Origin of the sequence: Halosimplex rubrum (assembly GCF_013415885.1) — an archaeon.
GTDB classification, from domain to species: Archaea; Halobacteriota; Halobacteria; order Halobacteriales; family Haloarculaceae; genus Halosimplex; species Halosimplex rubrum.
This window is the reverse complement of record NZ_CP058910.1, coordinates 433,454-446,722: the sequence shown is the minus strand read 5'-3', so window position 1 is coordinate 446,722 and position 13,269 is coordinate 433,454. Positions and strand designations below refer to the sequence as shown.

The following is a 13,269-nucleotide window of genomic DNA, read 5'->3' as shown; positions in this document are numbered from 1 at the left end:
CAGCCGGTCGAGCCCCATCCGGCCGTGGGTCCCTCGTTGGCCACTTCGGAGATGACCGGGACCAGCACCGCGACGACGGGCGTGTTGTTGACGAACGCCGAGACGGGCCCCGCCGCCCCGACCGTCGCGAGGAGCTGCCTGTCCAGACTGTCGCCCGCGAACGCCGCGATCCGCCGCCCGAGGATCTGGACCAGTCCCGTCCGACTGATCCCGGCGCTCGGGATCAGCATCGCGAGCACGGTGGCCGTCGCCGGGCTGGAGAATCCCGAGATCCCCTCCGTCGGCGAGATCCCCGTCCACGGTTCGAGGACGACCAGCGACACCACGATCGCGATCGCGGTCACGTCGACCGGGAGCCACTCGGTCACGAACAGGACCACGGCGCCGAGGACCACCAGCCCCACCACGACCATCTCGACGGTGACACCCGCCGGTGCCGACGGCTGTAAGAGTGTCAGCGAAACAGGGGATGCCGCGCGGTGACGTTCGAACGACCGCTCCAAAAGCGTAGTCCGCAGTTACGTGACGGGTCCGTGCGGGATGGATACACCCGCGTGTCCGGTCCGTCCGAACGTCTCCGCCGACCGTCCTTGCGAGGATGCGCCGGCGATCGTCCCCTCCCGGGCGGGACGGTGGCGGTCGCACTCCATCGCAGCGGGGGCGGCCCCCGCTCGGTCAGAGGCGGCGGTCGAGGAAGTCGGCGACCGTCTCGATCCCGCGGGCTTGCCAGTCCTCGGGGTCGACGACGATGCCGTGGCCGCCCCCGGGGAGGATGCCGAGTTCGACCCGCCGCCCCGCCGCGGCGAGCGTCCGCGCGTACTCGCGGGCGCCGTCGGCGGGCAGCAGGTCGTCGTCGTCGCCGTGCAGGACGAGCGTCGGCGGCGTCGATTCGTCGACGTGAGCCGCCGGCGACACGCGCTCGTAGCGCTCGGGCACCTCGTCGGGACCGCCGCCGAGGAACTGCCGTTCGATATCGTTGGCCGTCTCCGAGGTGCGGTCGCGGAGGTCGTAGACCCCGCTGATCGGCGCGGCCGCCGCTACCGTCGAGGAGACGGCCGCGTCCGCGGGGTCGAACCCGCCGCCGGCGGCGGCGACCAGCGCCGCGAGGTGCGCGCCCGCCGAGTGGCCCGTCGTCGCCACCCGGTCGGGATCGATCCCGTACTCCTCGGCGTGTTCCTCCGCGTAGCGGACGGCCGCAGCCGCGTCCTCGACGGGCGTCGGGAACGTCGCCTCGCCGCTCAGGCGGTAGTTCGCGTCGAAGCAGACGTAGCCCCGCTCGGCGAGGGCGCGTTCGAGCGCTTCGAGTTGCCCCTTCTCGCCCTCGATCCAGGCGCCGCCGTGGTAGGCGACGACGGCCGGGCGGTCCGCGCCGCCGTCCGCGGGTTCGTAGACATCGAGTTCCAGCGGCGACTCGCGGTCGGGCGGACGGTGGAAGACAACGTCGCGGTGGACGGTCACGTCGGCCATGCCCGCTCGTCGCCCGGTAGCGGAAAACGGGTTTCGGTCGCGGCGATACGTCCCCGGTCGACCCCACTGGTTTAAGCCGGTCCTGATCGAACGGGGGACCGACGGATGCTCCGGACGGTCCGATCGCTGGTGGTCGCCCCGTCGGAGGCCGCCGCCTGGGAGGCCGCCGAGCGGCATCCGGTGCTGGGCCGGCCGGCGCTGGTGCTGTTCGCCCTCGGCGTCGCGACGCTCGTCGCCGCGTTCGCGCCGGTCCTGTTCATCGGACCCGGGCGCCTGCCCGACGACGGCCTGATCACCTACGCGCTGGGCGACCAGGTCGTCACCTTCCCCCGACAACTCGTCGAGGTCGTCGTGCTCCTGCTGGCCGTGCCGTTCGTCTTCTGTCTCTACGTGACGGTCCTGACGTACGTCCCGACCGCCGTCCTCGCCGCGCTCGCCGCCGTTCGCCGCGGCGAGGCGTCCGTCCCGGGGCGTCTCGCGAGCGATCCGGTGGGCGTCGCGCGTCGGCGGGGGCAGGCGTTCGCGCGTACCTACGGACTTGTCGCGGTCGGGTTCGGCCCGCAGTTCGCGGCGACGCTGTTCACCGGCGGGGCCCTCGTCGCCGCGCTCGCGGGCGGGGCCGACGCCTCCGAGGGCCTCATCAGGGTGACGCCCGCGGGTCACCTCGTCTCGGTCGTCGACGACGCCCCCGCGCTCACCGCGGCGACCCGCGTCGTCGGCGCGGCGGCGACGCTGGTCAGCGGTCTCCTCTGGACCGGTGCCGTCGGCCGCGGCGCGGGCGTCTCGCACCGACCGGCCGTCGCGGTCGTCGTCCCGGTCACGCTCCTGCTGGTGTACGTCTCCGACCTGGCCGGCCACTTCGGGCTCTGACACCCGTCGGCCGCGGCGCCCGGCGCCACCCGGCGTCCCCCCGGCTACGCCAGTTCGCCCAGCGCGTAGACGGTGTTGTGCCCCGTGACTTCCACGTCGACGGTGTCGCCCAGTTCGACCCCCTGGTTCTGCGCGTCGGGGACCGCCACCTGTCGATACGCGCGGTCGTAGCCCACCAGCGAGTCGTCGGTGCCGTCCTCGGTGAGCAGGACCGAGCGCACCTCGCCGACCATCGACTCGTAGACGTCGTCCATCACGTCCATCTTCAGCTCGGACATCGCCTTCGACCGTTCCTTTTTCACTGTGCCGCCGAGGCCCTTCATGTCGGCGGCATCGGTGCCCGGCCGCTTGGAGAACCGCGTCACGTTGATCTTCTCCGGGCGGGTCTCGCCCAACAGGGCCATCGACTGCTCGAAGTCGCGGTCGGTCTCGGTCGGGAAGCCGACGATGAAGTCCGTCGAGAGCGTCCACTCCTCTAAGTACTCGTCGAAGGTCTCGACGACCTCGACGTACTCGCTGACCTGATGCTGGCGGCGCATGTCGCCGAGCACGTCGTCGCTACCGGACTGGACCGGCGCGTGCAGGAAGTTGTACAGCTCGTCGTGCTCGGCGAACACTTCGGCCAGTTCCTCGCGGATGCCGTGGACGCCCTTGGGGTTGGCCATCCCGACGCGCACCCGGAACTCCCCCTCTATCTCCGAGCAGATGCGGTCGAGCAGGACGTGGAGCTTCCGCTCGCCCTCGTCCCAGCCGTAGACGCCGGTATCCTGGCCGGTGACGCGGATCTCCCTGGCGCCCGCGTGGACTAAGGCGCGGGCCTTCTCCAGGTTCTCCTCGACCGAAGGCGAGTCGATCTTCCCGGTCGCGTGCTTGGTGATACAGTACGAGCAGTCGCTCATGCACCCGCGGGCGATGGGGAGGATGCCCACCACGCCGTCGAGGACGGGCTCGGTGTCGGGCGTCGTCGTCGGGCACTCGCCGTTGCGGACGTACTCGGGGACCTCGTCCCAGTGGAGCACCTCGGCGTCGAGATCCGCGGCCTCGAACTCCTCGCCCTGGGCCAGCGCCATACAGCCCGTGACGACCAGGTCGGCGGGCGTCTCGGCGTCGAGTTCCTCGGCCCGGCGGAGCATGTTGCGCTCCGTCTTCTCGACCACGGTGCAGGTGTTGAGGATCGCCACGTCGGCCTCTTCGGGGCCGTCGGCGGGGTGGTGGCCGCCGTCGCGCAGCGACCGCTCGATCTCGCGGCTCTCACCCCGGTTGGCCGTGCAGCCGTAGGTCTCGATGTGATAGCGGGCCATCGCGTTGGTATCCTCTTGGCGCTCGCGGTCAAAAGCGCGACGGATCGGGGGCGCGGCTCGGAGCGTTCGCCACGGCCGTCGACGGAACGGACGCTAGTCGTCCCAGCCGCTCACGTCCGAGCGCTCGGCGGTCTCGTGCTGGTCGAGGAACGCCCGGGCGATGGCGTCGCCGCTGGAGGCGCCGATCCGCTCCGCGCCCGCGTCGAGCATCGCTTCCATCTCGCTCCACGAGCCGATCCCGCCGGAGGCCTTGACGGGCAGGTACTCGCTCAACAGCTCCACGTCCGGCACCGTCGCGCCGCCGTCGGAGAAGCCGGTCGCGGTCTTGAGGTAGTCGGCGTCGGCCTCGGCGGCGCAGGCGGCGGCGCGGCGTTTCTCCGCGTCGGACAACAGCGGCGTCTCGACGATCACCTTCACCGGGACCGGGACGGCGGCGACGACTTCCTCGATCTCGTCGGTCACGGCGCCGTCCTCGTCGGCCCGCAGACGGCCGACGTTGATCACCACGTCGAGTTCGTCGGCGCCGGCCTCCCAGGCGTCCTCGGCCTCGGCGACCTTCGTCGCGGGCGTGTGCTGGCCGTGCGGGAAGCCCACGACGGTCGACAGCGGCACGGTCGGGGCGTAGCCGTCGGCGAGTTCGAGGTAACAGGGCGGGATGCAGGCGCGCAGGCCGTACTCGATGGCGGCGTCGAGCACGGCGATCACGTCGTCCGGCGTCGTCTCCGGCCCGAGGACCGTGTGTTCGATGCGACCCGTCAGGTCCGCGGCGTCCGTGGTCATAGCTCCCTCCTCGCACCCCCGCCACTAAAGCCCGCCCGGATCGGCGGCGTCGGGGCGCGCGGCGGCGGTCGCGCCGGCGGTCGCGGCGTGGGCTCGTCGTTTCCGACCGGGACCCCGCCACCGAACGACACCGCACCGACCGCAACCCTTTCGTCGGTCGACGCCGCGCCACAGGGTATGCAGATCCTCCCGAGCGGGCTGGTGATCCCGCCGCTGCCGTACGCGATCACGCTGGTCGTGCTGACGGCGGCGTCGGTGGCCGGCCTCTACCTGCTGGACCCGCCGGTCACGTCCCGGCAGGTGCTCGCGCTCGCGCCGTGGATGATCGCCGGCGGCGCGTTCCACGCCTTCGAGCAGGCCGGGCTCTTCCCCGCGGTCCTCAGACCCTTCTTCGCCGCGCCGGCGGTGTACGTGACGACGTTCCTCCTCGGCGCCGCCGTCTGGCTCCCCTCGGTCATCCGCGCCCAGATGCTCGACGACACGGGTCGGATCGCCCGGAACCTCGGGTTCTTCGGAACGGCGCTCGTCCTCGCGCTGACGGCCGTCGCGTACGTCTTCGCCGCCGGCCGCGTCGACTCGACGACCGCGCTGGTCTGGCTCCCGATCGGCTTTCTCGGCGCCGGCGTGCTCACCGCGCCGGTGTACTACCTGCTCGCACTCAAGTGGACCGCCGCCGTCGACCGCGCCGGCGTCGCCGGCCCGCTGGTCGTGTTCGCCCACGCCCTCGACGGCTTCTCGACGGCCGTCGGCGTCGACGTGATCGGCACCGGCGAGCGTACCCCCATCCCCCGCCGGGTCATGGACTTCGCCGAGACGCTCCCCACCTACCCCTACATCGGCAAGGGCTGGCTGTTCGCCGTCGTCAAGCTCGTCGTCGCCGCCGGCATCGTCGTCCTCCTGGCCGACCTCGTCGAGGACGACCCCACCCAGGGGAACCTCCTCTTCGCCTTCGTCGCCGCCGTCGGCATGGGCCCCGCCGCCAACAACCTCTTCCTGTTCCTGATCGGTCCCGCGCTCTGACCGCCCGCTCGACCGCCGCCCTCCGCCCGCTCGACCACCGCCCTCCGGTCGGTCGGCCGCCGCCGTTCGACCGCCCGCGACCCGAACGGCCGCTCGGTCGACGCCCGCCACCACCCCCGTTTCGTGTCGAACCGCTATCCCACGGCGAACCCCCTCGTTTCGGGTCGAACCCTGCCGGAATCGTGCGGTTTTCGGGGTTCGAATCGCTACCGAAACGCTCCCCCGTTCGGCTCCGGAGCCCTCCCCATCCGTCCGAACCGTTCCGGAGGAACCGGTCGGCGACGGACGCGGCCGCCCGAACGGGTACCGTTTTGCCCCGCCCGGACGCAGAGTCGCCCATGGCGAAACAGCCGCATCTGCTGGTCGAGGAGGGCGACGTACACGACATCGCGCTGATCCCCGGCGACCCCGGGCGCGTCGAGCGCATCGCCGGCCACTGCGAGAACGTCGAACCCGTGGCCGAGAACCGCGAGTACAAGCTGGTCAACGCGACCTACGAGGGCCGGGACCTGACGATCTGCTCGACGGGGATCGGCTGTCCCTCCGCGACGATCGCCGTCGAGGAGCTCGCGAACGTCGGCGTCGACACCTTCGTTCGCGTCGGCACGACGGGGGCGCTGCAGTCGGACATCGAGATCGGCGACATGGTCGTCGCGACGGGCGCGGCCAAAGACGAGGGGACGACCAAGCGCTACGAGAAGGTGGAGTACCCCGCGGTCGCCGACTACGACACGCTGGACACGCTCGTCCGCAGCGCGGAACAGCGCGGCGAGGACGTCCACGTCGGCGCCATCGCGACGGACGACGCCTTCTACGCCGAGACCGACGAGTACGTCGAGGACTGGGAGGCCGCGGGCCTGCTGGCCGTCGAGATGGAGGCCGCCGCCGTCTTCACGCTCGCCCGGCGGAAGGGGCTGGCCGCCGGCGCCATCTGCACCGTCGACGGCAACCTCGTCGAGGGCACCCAGAAGGGTGAGACCGACGACGAGGAACTCCCCGAGAAGGCGAAGAACAACGTCGAGCGAGCGATCGAGATCTCCCTGGAAGCGGCGACGCGACTCTGAGCGGCGGTTCCTCCGGCCGGCGAGCGTCGAGGACGCCGAACCGCTCGACCCCGCGTCGACCGGGCGGTCGGACGATCATTTTTGTGCCGCGGGTTGGATAGTGGCGGCCATGCGCGGCCCGCTCGGCGACCGGATCTACGCGGCGGTCGCGCGGCTCCGGCGGCTCGAGCGGCGGGAGCTGCGGGCCCTCCGTCGCTGGGTCGAGCGGACGAGCAACCTCGTCCACGTCTCGGTCCTCGCGTTCGTCCCGCTGCTGATCGCGGTCGTGACGCTTCTGTTCAACAGCATCGAGCAGCTGTCCTTTCTGCTCTTTCCGCCGCTGGCGTCGGGCACCTACACGCTCTTTGCCGACCCGGAGGGGAAGTACGCCTCGCCGACGCGGTTCGTCGCCGGACTCACCGCCGGCGCGCTCTGTGGCTGGGCCGCGCTCGGTCTCGCGTCGGCGCTCGGCCTCGGCGGCGGCGGGGCCGTCGCGGGGGTCGCGGTCGAGGGCCTGACCGTCGGCGCGTTTCAGGCCGCGGTCGCGGTCTTCCTCGCCGGGGCGAGCACCTGGGCGCTGGACATCGAGGAGCCGTCGGCCTACTCGACGGCGCTGCTGGGGCTGCTGGTCAGCCCGGGCGACCAGCTGGTGTTCGCGCTGTCGGTCCTGCTGGCCAGCAGCGTCGTCGCGCTGGTGTTCGTCGTCTGGCGCGAGCGCTTCTACGACCGGCGCGCGCAGTTCCTCTACGAGTCGACGGGCAGCGACGACCACGTCCTCGTCCCGATGCGCGGGGACAACCCCGACGCCACGGCGATGCTCGGCGCCCGACTGGCCGCCGCCCACGACGCCGGGAAGGTCGTCCTGCTGGACGTGGTCGACGACGGGGCCGTCGCCAGCGCCGAGCGGGACCTCCTCGACGAGGGCCGGCGAGCCGACCGGCGCGTCGCCGACGGCGAGTCGGTCTCGAACGGTGACCGCGACGGGTCGTCCGACGGGCGAGAGGACGACGGCGAGGGCGACTCGCCCGGGGACCGCGCCGAGGAGCGAGCGGTCGCCGAGGCGGCGGCGCACCTCGAAGACCGCGCGAGCGAGATCGAGACGCGAGTCGGGGTACCCTGCGAGGTGGTCGTCGCCGTGGGGGGTCGCTCGCGGGCGGCCACCGTGCTCAAGACCGCCCGGGAGACGAACTGCGATCTGGTCGCGGCGGCCTACGAGCAGCGCCACGGCGCGCTCACGCCCTACATCTACGACCTGTTCCGCGGCGACGTCGACGTGGTCGTCCACCGCTCGGCGGCCGGGCGGACCCGCTGGAAGCGCGTGCTGGTGCCGGTCCGCCGGGCGAGCGACGTGGCTCACAGCATGCTCGACTTCGCTCGCCGGCTGGTCGGCCGGTCGGGTCGGATCAGCGTCTGTTCGTGCGTCTCGGGCGGGCGCGAGCGCCGGCGCGCCGAGGCGATGCTCGCCGACCTGGTCGAGGCGTTCGACGGCGGCTTCGAGACGCGCGTCGCCGTCGAGACCATCGAGCGCTACCTCGCCGACAACGCCGACGACTTCGACCTCCTCTTCATGGGCGCCAGCACCGACCGCTCGACGGCCTCGCGACTGATCTCCCCGCCCACCTTCGAGCGCATCCAGGACCTGGACGCCGACGTGGTGATCGTCGACCGGTCGTGAGCGGGTCGGCGGCCGGAACGGGCCTCAGTCGTCGGCCCCGTCGTCGTCCTCGGCGTCGAGCAGGCGCTCGGCGAGCCCCTCCATGTCGCCGCTGCCCAGCGCGGACTCGACGAGGAGGTGGCCGCCGATGACGGCGGGGCTGATGACGGCGTCGGCGCCGGCGCGACGGAGTTTCTCGACGTTCTCGCGGTCGGTGGCGGCGGCGACGATGCGGGCGCCGGGGTGGCACTGTCGGGCGGTGAGGATCGACAGCGCGTCCTGAGCGTCTTCGTTGGTCGCGGCGATGACGGCGCGGGCGTGTTCGACGCCGGCCTGTCTCTGCGGGTCCTCGTCGCTGGGGTCGCCGACGACGACGTGTAGGTCCCGGGTTCGCAACGAGGCCGCCAGGTCGCTGTCGGGCGTTATCACGACGAACTCGGCGGCGTGGGAGAGTTCTTCGAGCAGCGGTTCGGTCAGGTCGCCGTAGCCCAGGACGACGACGTGGTCGTCCAGGAGTTCCAGGTCGGATTCGTTCATTGTACCGAGTGCTTGCGAGAGGCGAGCCTCGATGGCGGGGCCCAGCAGCGACCCCAGCGCGACGGTGAAGCTGGCGACGCCGAGCACGAGGACGCTCATCCCGAACAGCTTCGCCTGCTGGCTCGCGGGCGTCACGTCGCCGTAGCCGACGGTGCTGGCGGTGACGATGGTGTAGTACAGCGCGTCGGTCAGCGTCGAGAGGTTGGTGAACTCCTCGCGCAGCTGGTAGGCGCCGACGGTGCCGTAGACGAGCGTCCCCGACAGCGCGGCGGCCGCGGCGAGCTGGGTCGTCGAGAGGTCCGCCCGCCGGTCGAACCGCCGGTAGTTCACCAGTACGGTCGGCAGCGACAGCAGCGACAGGGCGATCAGCGGCAGCGAGTAGCGGCTCGATTGGGCGAGCCCCTGGACGGCCGTCACCGGGAGGAGCACGACCGTCGAGAACCACGCCGCGCGCAGCCGCCGGCGCATCCCCCAGGCGCTCAGCAGCATCAGGAAGCCGGTGAGCGCGCCGGTGAAGCCCGCAGCGCGCTGCACCTCTCGGGGGATATCGATGTACGTCTCGATGAGGGGGTTGACCGACGTGGCGCTGATGTTGGCCACGCCCGTCCCGAACGAGAGGATGGCGACGACGGTCGGTAGCCAGACGGCTGCGCGGGTCCCGACGAACACCGTCTGCGGATGGTGCGCCAGCCGCCTCGGGTCCATACCCACCGCAGGTGCCCGAGCGGCTAAAATCCCACCGACCCGGGATGGGTCCTGTCACTGTCGGAGACGCTCCCGCCGGCCGGTCCTCCGATCCATCGCCGATAGGGGTTTACGAGAGGATTCCGTCACACCGCCCATGGCTTCGTTCCCGGTCGAACTGCTGTTCGGTATCTATCTCGGTATCCTCACGGGTATCATCCCGGGACTGGTCGCGTGGTCGCTCGGGTTCGTCTTCAAGTACTTCACCGGCGTCACCATCCCCGGGTTCGGTGTGGTCGTCCTCTCGGTCGCGCTGGCGGGGGTCAACGGCGGCCTGCTCGCGCTCGCGGACCCGACGATCTCCGAATCGGCCAACGCCGTGACGATCACGACCGCGATCCTGGTCGTCCTGATGATCTCGCTGTACGCCCACAGCCGCGGCGACCAGATGGGGATGACCTTCCCCAAGCGGCTCTCGCTGAAGCAACTCCGCGAGCGGACGCTCGCCGCGGACGTGCGGGGCGCGCTCGCCGGCCGCGACGAGGCGCGGGTCCGCGTCGTCGGCGAGGTCGCCGACATGGAGGGGTACCCGCCGCTCCCGGACGAGCTGCGCGCCGAGATCCGCGCGAGCGAGTGGACGTTCCCCGCCGATCTGCGGATCTCCGAGCTCGAATCGCGGCTGGCCGAGCGGCTCAAGACCGAGTACGACCTGGGCGACGCCGCCGTCACCGTCGACGAGCGCGGCCGCGCCTCGGTCGTCGCCGCGCCGCCCTTCTCCGGCCTGTCCAAACGGGTCCCCGACGGCAAGCGGGCGGTCTCGGTGACCGCGCTGGTCCCGACGGGCGTCGCCCGCAGCGACGAGGTGACGCTCATCACGCCCGACGCGCAGGTCCGCGGGACGGTCGTCAGCGCGAAGACCCAGAAGGCGACCGCCGCCGCCGGGCCCGACCCCGAGGCGACGGGGAGCGACGACGACGAGGCCGACGCCGACGGGGACGACGAGGACGGCGTCCCACAGCCGGTGCGGGCGCCGACGACGACCGGTGGCGAGGGGCGGATCACGGTCGCGGTCACGCGGACGGACGCCGAGCCGCTGCTGAAGGCCGACCGCGCCCGCGTGGTCGTCGAGTCCCGCGGCGTCCGCCGGGAGTACGAACTGCTCAGTCTCCTCCGCAGAGCGGGCCGCCGGTTCGGGCGCGTCACGGTCGGCGCCGGCGGGCCGCTCGACGGCGCGACCGTCGGCGAGGCGAACGTCCGGGGCGCCTACGGCGTCGCCGTGATGGCGGTGCGGGGCGCGAGCGGCTGGGTCGTCGCGCCCAAGGGGTCGACGACGCTCTCCCCGGGCGACGAGGTGTTCGCCGTCGGGACGCGCGGGGAACTCGACGCGTTCCGGGAGGCGGTGGCGTGAACGGCCTCGCGGCGGGCGTCTGGCCCGCGTTCGCGGCGGTCGGCGACATCGCGCTCGTCGCCGACGCCGCAGCTACTGGCGACCTCGCGGGCGCGGTCGTCGGCCAGTCCGGCTCGCTCACCGAGCGGGCGCTGACGAACGCGGTGCGCGTGCTCGCCTTCGCCGTCCTCGCCGCCGGCGTGGCGGCGGCCGTCGCGCTCCTCTATCGCTGGTACGTCCGCGAGCGCGTCCCCGGTGAACTCCCCGCCCTGTTCGGTCTCAGTGCCGTCGCGGTCGTCCTCAACACCGACCAGGCGCTCGGGGAGGTCATCGCGCCCGACGGGAGCGGCGACCCCCTGGACCAGGCGGGGATCCTGTTCCACGTCGTCACGTTCCTCGTCGCACTGGCCGCGACCCGCGCCGGCGCCGACGTGGGCGACCGCCTCGGCAGCGACGTGGCCGTCGCCACCGGCGAACGGGCCGTCGAGACGGAGGTCAGCCGCGTCGTCCAGGCCGTCGGCCGCGTCATCACCGTCGAGCTCCCCGACGAGGTCGAGGACATCGTCGGCTACGACCCCGTCCCCGCCGAGACTACGGAGAAACTCGCCGGCAAGACGTTCGTCTTCCCGCGGCGGCTGACCGTCGAGGAGCTGCGCGAGCGCCTCGTGACGCGGCTGAAGGCCGACTACGGCGTCGGCCACGTCGACCTCGAACTGGCCGACGACGGGAGCGTCGAGTACCTCGCCGTCGGCTCCCGCGCCGCCGGTATCGGTCCGACCTTGCCCCCCGAGACCTCGGCGGTCGCGGTGAGAGCCGACCCCGCCTTCGCCGCCAGCGCCGGCGACCTCGTCCAGGTGTGGCGCACGGACCCCTTCGAGCGCGTCGTCACCGCGGAGCTGCGCGGGGTCGTCGACGACGTGGCGACGCTCGCCATCGACGCCGCCGACACGCGGAAACTCGACGGCGAGGGCGAGTACAAACTGGTGACCCTGCCCGTCGAGACGCGCCCCGACCGGGAGTTCGCGTCGATCCTCCGGGTCGCCGAGGAGACGATGGCCGCCGTCACCGTCGGCGCGGGGAGCGACCTCGCGGGCCAGCCCGTCGGCGCCCTCGACGTGACCGTCGTCGCGATCCGGCCCGACTCGGGGCCCGTCGAACCGCTCCCGGCCCGCGACCGGACGCTCGCCCCCGGCGACGCCGTCTACGTCGTCGCCGCCCCGGAGGCCATCCGCAAGGTCGAAGCGGCCGCGACGCCCCGCGACGGTGCGACGCCGGAGCCCTCCGGCGTCGCCGGCGCCGCGCTCACCCCCGACGAACAGATCGACCCCGGGCGAACGGTCGGCGAGGAGTCGGTCGACGGCGAGACGCCGCCGGACGCGTCGGGGTCGGTCGGAAACGGGACGAAGTCGGCGGAGTCGGCCGCCGACCCCCTCGTCGACGCGGACGCCCCCGGCATCGAGGCGCTCGAAGCCGAGCGGTCGGACGCGCCGGCGGACGGCGAGTCGGCCGACGACGAGGCGACCGACCCGGACGACGGCGCCGCGGACTTCGGCGAGAGCGCCGCGGACCCGGCCGAAGATTCGGAGGCCGATAACGCGACGCCCGGGGCCGAGGGCGCATCGGACGACCGGTCCGGAGAGCCGGCGCGCGAGGAGCTCGCCGACCTCCCCGGTACCGACGTGGACGAGCTGACCGGCCCTGACGCGTCCGCCGACGAGACCGTCGGCGACGACTCGGAGACCATCGCCGAGTCGGGCGCTCCCGGGGAGGTGGCGGACGATGTCGAGTCAGACGACGGCGCGGACGAAGCGGAGTCGGGTGACGACGACGATGGGGAAGCCGCCGACGAGGCGTCGAACGGGAGCGACTGGACGGTCGCGGTCGACCAGCGCCGCGAGGACGACGAGTAGCGAACGCGGTCGGGTCAGTGGTCGCCCGAGTGCGGAACGCTCTTTGGGTATCGGTGCCCTCTCTCGGGTATGCACTGGCGACTGTTCGCCACGCTCGCCGAGACGGCCGGCGACACCGAGATCGAGGTCGACACCGGCGCCGAAACCGTCGGCGACGCCTTCGACGCGCTGCTGGACGCTCACCCCGGCCTCGAATCGGAGGTCCTCGACGACGACGGCGAGTTGTACGGCCACGTCCGTCTGCTCCACGAGGGCCGTGATCCGTTCGCCGAGGCCGATGGCTTCGAGACGAGCGTCGACGACGGCGACGAACTCGCGCTTTTTCCGCCGGTCAGCGGCGGATAAACGGCGTTACTTCCCGCTCGAACCTCCGACAGCTGGCTTTCGCTCGTCGGCGGCGTGTAGCAGGACGAACCCGACCAGCCCCGACGCGAGCGCCGTCTGCAGTCCCCAACTCGCCACGAGTTCGAGCGGCCGCGCTACCGCGCCCAGTCCGGTCAGTCCCACGACGGCGTCGGGACCGCCGAGCAAGACGAGGAGCAGCCACCCGGCGAACGACACCTGCGCCAGATCCCACCAGCGCCGCCAGTGCGGTACGCGCCCGAAGAGTCGCACT

The 13,269-nt window shown here is 72.4% G+C and carries 12 protein-coding genes and 1 pseudogene; 7 read left to right on the top strand and 6 right to left on the bottom strand.

Annotation, left to right across the window (positions count from 1 at the left end; translation table 11 throughout):
* Nucleotides 1-20 precede the first annotated feature (20 nt).
* Both HZS55_RS02280 and HZS55_RS02275 read right to left on the bottom strand, forming a co-directional pair.
* A pseudogene (locus tag HZS55_RS02280) lies at nucleotides 21-458 on the bottom strand (SLC13 family permease); the annotation flags it as partial.
* Nucleotides 459-675: 217 nt separating this feature from the next.
* Entirely contained in the window at nucleotides 676-1,467 is a 792-nt protein-coding gene (locus tag HZS55_RS02275) for an alpha/beta hydrolase (protein WP_179910146.1), read from the bottom strand.
* 105 nt (nucleotides 1,468-1,572) lie between these two features.
* Here HZS55_RS02275 and HZS55_RS02270 point away from each other — a divergent pair, with 105 nt between their 5' ends.
* The gene (locus tag HZS55_RS02270) at nucleotides 1,573-2,337 is read left to right on the top strand and encodes a hypothetical protein (RefSeq protein ID WP_179910145.1); all 765 of its coding nucleotides are present in this window, start codon (nucleotides 1,573-1,575) and stop codon (nucleotides 2,335-2,337) included.
* A gap of 44 nt (nucleotides 2,338-2,381) precedes the next feature.
* On the opposite strand, the gene HZS55_RS02265 is transcribed toward HZS55_RS02270, so the two are convergent.
* Both HZS55_RS02265 and deoC read right to left on the bottom strand, forming a co-directional pair.
* The gene (locus tag HZS55_RS02265; protein WP_179910144.1) at nucleotides 2,382-3,638 is read right to left on the bottom strand and encodes a tRNA (N(6)-L-threonylcarbamoyladenosine(37)-C(2))-methylthiotransferase; all 1,257 of its coding nucleotides are present in this window, start codon (nucleotides 3,636-3,638) and stop codon (nucleotides 2,382-2,384) included.
* A 93-nt stretch (nucleotides 3,639-3,731) separates the two neighbouring features.
* Nucleotides 3,732-4,418: a deoxyribose-phosphate aldolase gene (gene deoC / locus HZS55_RS02260; protein ID WP_179910143.1), complete on the bottom strand. Its 687-nt coding sequence runs from the start codon at nucleotides 4,416-4,418 to the stop codon at nucleotides 3,732-3,734.
* Between the two features lie 177 nt (nucleotides 4,419-4,595).
* Between deoC and HZS55_RS02255 the strand changes: the two genes are divergently transcribed.
* The 3 genes from HZS55_RS02255 to HZS55_RS02245 all read left to right on the top strand — a co-directional run bounded on the left by HZS55_RS02255 (nucleotide 4,596) and on the right by HZS55_RS02245 (nucleotide 8,156).
* A complete protein-coding gene (locus HZS55_RS02255) occupies nucleotides 4,596-5,438 on the top strand; it encodes a DUF63 family protein (RefSeq protein ID WP_179910142.1) in 843 nt (280 codons plus the stop codon).
* 338 nt (nucleotides 5,439-5,776) lie between these two features.
* Nucleotides 5,777-6,502 carry a nucleoside phosphorylase gene (locus tag HZS55_RS02250; RefSeq protein WP_179910141.1) on the top strand — a complete coding sequence of 242 codons (726 nt, stop codon included), beginning with the start codon at nucleotides 5,777-5,779 and terminating at the stop codon, nucleotides 6,500-6,502.
* Nucleotides 6,503-6,611: 109 nt separating this feature from the next.
* The gene (locus HZS55_RS02245) at nucleotides 6,612-8,156 is read left to right on the top strand and encodes an HPP family protein (protein WP_179910140.1); all 1,545 of its coding nucleotides are present in this window, start codon (nucleotides 6,612-6,614) and stop codon (nucleotides 8,154-8,156) included.
* 24 nt (nucleotides 8,157-8,180) lie between these two features.
* Here HZS55_RS02245 and HZS55_RS02240 read toward each other — a convergent pair whose 3' ends face one another.
* Nucleotides 8,181-9,377: an NAD-binding protein gene (locus tag HZS55_RS02240; protein WP_179910139.1), complete on the bottom strand. Its 1,197-nt coding sequence runs from the start codon at nucleotides 9,375-9,377 to the stop codon at nucleotides 8,181-8,183.
* 136 nt (nucleotides 9,378-9,513) lie between these two features.
* On the opposite strand from HZS55_RS02240, the gene HZS55_RS02235 reads away from it, so the two are divergent.
* From HZS55_RS02235 to HZS55_RS02225, 3 genes are all read left to right on the top strand, one after another.
* The gene (locus tag HZS55_RS02235; RefSeq protein WP_179910138.1) at nucleotides 9,514-10,764 is read left to right on the top strand and encodes a potassium channel family protein; all 1,251 of its coding nucleotides are present in this window, start codon (nucleotides 9,514-9,516) and stop codon (nucleotides 10,762-10,764) included.
* Nucleotides 10,761-12,653: a TrkA C-terminal domain-containing protein gene (locus HZS55_RS02230; protein WP_179910137.1), complete on the top strand. Its 1,893-nt coding sequence runs from the start codon at nucleotides 10,761-10,763 to the stop codon at nucleotides 12,651-12,653. The genes HZS55_RS02235 and HZS55_RS02230 overlap by 4 nt, the downstream gene beginning before the upstream one ends.
* 69 nt (nucleotides 12,654-12,722) lie before the next feature.
* Nucleotides 12,723-12,998, top strand: coding sequence for a ubiquitin-like small modifier protein 1 (locus tag HZS55_RS02225; RefSeq protein WP_179910136.1), 276 nt, complete (start codon nucleotides 12,723-12,725; stop codon nucleotides 12,996-12,998).
* A gap of 6 nt (nucleotides 12,999-13,004) precedes the next feature.
* Here HZS55_RS02225 and HZS55_RS02220 read toward each other — a convergent pair whose 3' ends face one another.
* Nucleotides 13,005-13,268 carry a hypothetical protein gene (locus tag HZS55_RS02220; RefSeq protein WP_179910135.1) on the bottom strand — a complete coding sequence of 88 codons (264 nt, stop codon included), beginning with the start codon at nucleotides 13,266-13,268 and terminating at the stop codon, nucleotides 13,005-13,007.
* Nucleotide 13,269: the final 1 nt, after the last annotated feature.

Excerpts from the sequence above, each read along its gene's own strand:
- HZS55_RS02225 (WP_179910136.1), top strand. The coding sequence starts at position 12,723 with ATGCACTGGCGACTGTTCGCCACGCTCGCCGAGACGGCCGGCGACACC.
- HZS55_RS02270 (WP_179910145.1), top strand. The coding sequence starts at position 1,573 with ATGCTCCGGACGGTCCGATCGCTGGTGGTCGCCCCGTCGGAGGCCGCC.
- HZS55_RS02250 (WP_179910141.1), top strand. The coding sequence starts at position 5,777 with ATGGCGAAACAGCCGCATCTGCTGGTCGAGGAGGGCGACGTACACGAC.
- deoC (WP_179910143.1), bottom strand. The coding sequence starts at position 4,418 with ATGACCACGGACGCCGCGGACCTGACGGGTCGCATCGAACACACGGTC.
- HZS55_RS02255 (WP_179910142.1), top strand. The coding sequence starts at position 4,596 with ATGCAGATCCTCCCGAGCGGGCTGGTGATCCCGCCGCTGCCGTACGCG.
- HZS55_RS02275 (WP_179910146.1), bottom strand. The coding sequence starts at position 1,467 with ATGGCCGACGTGACCGTCCACCGCGACGTTGTCTTCCACCGTCCGCCC.
- HZS55_RS02240 (WP_179910139.1), bottom strand. The coding sequence starts at position 9,377 with ATGGACCCGAGGCGGCTGGCGCACCATCCGCAGACGGTGTTCGTCGGG.
- HZS55_RS02235 (WP_179910138.1), top strand. The coding sequence starts at position 9,514 with ATGGCTTCGTTCCCGGTCGAACTGCTGTTCGGTATCTATCTCGGTATC.
- HZS55_RS02245 (WP_179910140.1), top strand. The coding sequence starts at position 6,612 with ATGCGCGGCCCGCTCGGCGACCGGATCTACGCGGCGGTCGCGCGGCTC.
- HZS55_RS02265 (WP_179910144.1), bottom strand. The coding sequence starts at position 3,638 with ATGGCCCGCTATCACATCGAGACCTACGGCTGCACGGCCAACCGGGGT.